The 4,507-nt window shown below is 70.4% G+C and carries 2 protein-coding genes; both read right to left on the bottom strand.

The genetic code is table 11. The features are described from left to right. On the bottom strand, positions 1-1,283 hold a 1,283-nt coding region (locus VNE62_12180), incomplete at its 3' end, for a condensation domain-containing protein (GenBank protein ID HVE93038.1). Continuing rightward, positions 1,280-4,507: amino acid adenylation domain-containing protein (locus VNE62_12185; protein ID HVE93039.1), on the bottom strand; the 3,228-nt coding region annotated here is incomplete at its 5' end. The genes VNE62_12185 and VNE62_12180, both read right to left, overlap by 4 nt.

Raw genomic sequence — 4,507 nt, forward strand, 5'->3', positions numbered from 1 at the left:
AGCGACCCATAGATCCCGCCCTCCAGGGGCGTGAGGTCAAGGGACAGGTCGAACTTGGCGGTGGTCTCCTGCACCTGCTCGAAGGACACCTCCAGCCCCTCAAGCGACAGGTCGCCGGCGGGCGCGTTCTGCAGCGCGAACGCGACCTGAAACACCGGCGTCGTCGCGATCTCGCGCGGCGGGCGCAGCTCCTCCACCAGCCGCTCGAAGGGAAGGGACTGGTGCGCCAGCGCCTCGAGCACCGAGGTCCGCACGCGGGCGACCAGGTCCGCGAACGAAGGCTCCCCGGACAGGTCCACGCGGACGGGCAGCGTGTTGACGAACAGTCCGACCAATGGCTCAAGCTCCGGACGCTCCCGGCCAGCCACCGGACAGCCGACGACGATGTCCGTCCGTCCGGTGTAGCGGTGAAGAAGCGTCGTCCAGGCGGCGAGCAGCACCATGAAGGCCGTGGCTCCCGACGACCGGGCCAGCTCGTCGAGCCGCCGCGCCAGCGGGGGGTCGATCTCGACGTCCACGGAGGCGCCGGAGGTGCACTGCATCTGCGGGCGGGGACGGTCGGCAGGGAGGTCCAAAACCGGCGGCGTGCCGCGAAGCGTCCGGGTCCAGAACAGGAGCGACTCGTCGAGCGCGACGGACTGCTGCTCGCGCTGCCACCGCGCGTAGTCGGTGTACTGGACCGGCAGCGCCGGCAGGTCCGCCACACGAGACCGGACGGCCGCGCCGTACAGCTCCGAAAGCTCCGACAAAAGAACCCCCACCGACCACCCGTCGCAGACGATGTGGTGAACGGCGAGCAACAGCACGTGCTCCTGCTCGCCGGTGCGAAGAAGGACCGCGCGCAGCAGGGGCCCGGCCCCCAGGTCGAAGGGGGCCGCGGCGATCCGTCCGGCCTCGGCCATCGCCTCGTCCGGCCGGACGTCGACCACCGGCACCTCGACTCCAAGGGGCTCGCCCACCACCTGGACCGGCTCCCCCCCGCGTTCGGCGAAGGTCGTGCGAAGGGCCTCGTGGCGCTGGACGATCCGCGTCAGCGCGGCGCTCAGCGCGCCCACGTCAAGGCGGCCGTTGAGCCGCACCGATGCGGACACGTTGTAGACCGGGCTGCCGGGGTCCATGCGGCTGAGGAACCACATGCGCGCCTGCGCGAACGATGCGGGCGCCTCGCGCGCTCCGGCTGCCGCCGGTGCGGGGCCCGGGCCCCCGTTGGAGCCGGGAGTCCTTATTCCTTTGCGCTCGAGAAGGGACTCGAGCAGCCGGCGGCGCTCGGGGTCCATGCTCATCGGCGCGGCAGGGGCTTGAGCTCGGGGACCTTGCGCGCGGGAGCCGACTCAAGCAGTGTGTCGATCTGCGCCGCCTGGGCCTCCAGCGTGGGCGTCTCGAACACGCGCCGCAGAGGCAGCTCGACCTTGAACACGGTCCTGATCCTGGACACCAGCTGCGTCGCGAGAAGCGAGTGGCCGCCGAGGTCGAAGAAGTCGGCCAGCGCGCCCACCTGCGTCACGCCGAGGACCTCGGACCACATTCCTGCCAGCACGCGCTCGGTGGCGTTGCGCGGCTCGACGTGGGAGTCCGAATCCGGCACGTGCTCGGGGGCCGGGAGCGCGCGACGGTCCACCTTTCCGTTAGGGCTGAGCGGGAGCGCGTCCATGACCACAAAGGCCGCCGGGACCATGTACGAGGGCAGCTTCGCCGACAGGAACTTGCGCAGGTCTGTGGGGGCCGGGCTGGAACCGGGATGCGGGACCAGGTAGGCCGCGAGCCTCTTGTCGTCCGGGCGGTCCTGCCGGACGACCACGACAGCCTGTGCCACGTCCGGGTGCTCGGACAGCACCGCCTCGATCTCCCCGAGCTCGACGCGGAACCCGCGCAGCTTCACCTGGCCGTCGAGACGTCCGAGGAACTCAACGGCGCCGTCGGCGCGGTAACGGGCGAGGTCGCCCGTGCGGTACAGGCGCGCGCCCGGGGCGTCGGAGAACGGGTCGGGCACGAACCTCTCCTTTGTCAGCTGCGGGCGGTGAAGGTAGCCGCGGGCCAGGCCGTCTCCTCCGAGGTGGATCTCGCCGGCCACGCCCACCGGCACCGGCTCGAGCTGAGGGTCAAGCACGTACATGGTCGTGTTGGCGACCGGGCGCCCGATGGGCACGGTGGTTGCGTCCGGCTCCACGGACTCCACCAGGTGCCAGCTCGCGAACGTCGTGGACTCCGACGGCCCGTAAACGTGGATCAGCCGTCGCGGGGGCCGTCCGGACAGCATCGCCCTCACCCACTTCGGGTCCACCGCCTCGCCGCCGAACATCAGATGGTCCAGGCAGCCGGCCGACTCGGGGGCGTGGGCGGCGATCTGGTTGAACAGCGCGGTCGTGACCAGCAGCACGTTCACGCCGCGCGAGGCGAGATGGGGGCCGAGGGCCTCCGGGGACAGGAGCACCTCCTTGTCCACGACCGCCATCCGGCCCCCGTTGAGCAGCGGTCCCCAGATCTCGAACGTCGAGGCGTCGAACGACGCGTTTGCGACCTGCGCGACGACGTCAAAAGGCGACAGCTGCAGGTAGTCGGTCCCCCGCACCAGCCGGACGATCCCGCGGTGCGGCACGCAGATCCCCTTCGGGACTCCTGTGGACCCGGACGTGTAGACGGCGTGTGCGAAGTTGCCCGCCATGGCGGTGCGGGGCGGCGGGTGCGTCGGACGCCGCGAGATCTCCGGCCAGTCTTCGTCCAGCCGGATCACGGTCGCCTCCGCGTCCAGCTGGTCGGTCGGCAGCCGCCCCTCGAAGTCGCGCTGCGTGAGCACGACGCGCGCCTCGGAGTCCGACAGCATGAACGCCAGCCGCTCCGGCGGGTAGTCCAGGTCCAGCGGCATGTACGCCCCGCCCGCCTTGAGAATCGCGAGCATCCCCACGACCATCTCCACCCCGCGCTCGGTGGCCAGCCCGACGAGGATGTCGGGGCCGACGCCAAGATCGCGCAGGTGGTGCGCGAGCTGCGAGGACCTGGCGTCCAGCTCCGCGTAGGTCATCTCGCGTCCGGCGGCTTCCACGGCGACGTCGTCAGCGTGGCGCGCGGCGATCTCCCCGAACAGCTCCGGAATCGTCGCCTCGGACGGGTACGGCGTCTTTGTCATGTTCCACTCGACGACGGCCCTGCGCCTCTCCTGTTCCGACAGCAGAGGGAGGTCCGACACCCGCTTGGACGGATCCGCGACAGCACCGGATAGCAGGCTGAGGAAGTGGGCGACCATCCGCCGGATCGTGTCCGCCTCGAAAAGCGTCGCGTTGTAGATGAAAGAGCCCGTGATGCCATCGGGCCCTTCCGTCAACTCCACGGTCAGGTCGACGGACACGGCGTTGGTGGGAGCGTCCAGGAGAGCGGGCCGCAGGCCGGGAAGGTCCAGGGTCAGCGGCGGGGTGTTGTGCAGGATGAACATGACCTGGATCAGCGGCGTGTGGCTCAAGTCGCGTTTGGGCCGCAGCTCCTCCACGAGCTTCTCGAACGGCAGGTCCTGGTGCTCATAGGTATCCAGGGTGACGCACCGCACGCGCTCCACCAACTCGGCGAAGGTCGGATTCCCCGACACGTCGCTGCGGACCACGAGCGTATTGACGAAAAAGCCGATCAGGTCCTCGACCTCCGCGCGGTTGCGCCCGGCCACCGGACACCCGACCACGACGTCGTCCTGACCGGTGTAGCGATAGAGGAACGCCGCAAACGCCGACAGCAGGAGCATGAACGGGGTGGCGCCCGCGCCGGCTTCCCGCAATGCCAACGCCACCTCACGAGGGATGTGGACCGGCTCGGCCCCCGCGCGGAACACCTGGACGGGGGGCCGCTGGTGATCGGTGGGAAGCTCGATCACCTCGGGGGCCCCGTGCAGGTGCCGGCGCCAGAACGAAAGCTGCCGGTCAAGCTCGGCCCCCGACAGCCACCCGCGCTGCCAGGCCGCGAAGTCGGGGTACTGGACCGCGAGCTCGGGCAACGGCGAGGGGCGCCCTTTCGAGAAGGCTTCGTACAGCGCGGACAGCTCCTGCGCGAACACGCCCAGAGACCAGCCGTCGGAGATGACGTGGTGCATGGTCACGACCAGGACGTGGTCCTCGGCCGCCAGGCGCAGAAGACGGAACCTGATCAGCGGGCCGCGAGACAGGTCGAAGGCCGATTCGGCGTCTGCGGAGATTTCGTCGTGCAGGCGCCGGCTTGCTTCGGAGCCGAGTTCCGTGACCGGCAGCTCCACCGGACCCGGCTCCGCGACCCTCTGGACCGGGGTCCCGCCGATGGACTCGAAGCTCGTGCGCAGTGCTTCGTGCCGACGGACAATCTCCACCAGCGACAGCCGCAGGGCGTCGGTGTCCAGACAGCCGGACAGCCGCGCGGAGGCCGATATCGCGTACTCGGCCCCCGAGGTGCCGAGCACCTCCACGAACCACAGCCTCTGCTGCACGAACGAAAGCGGCAGCGGACGGTCGCGACGGGCTCGCATCATGGGGGCCGCCGTGGTCGGCGCCGCGCC

The sequence above is a fragment of the Actinomycetota bacterium genome (assembly GCA_035536535.1).
GTDB lineage: Bacteria > Actinomycetota > JAICYB01 > JAICYB01 > JAICYB01 > DATLNZ01.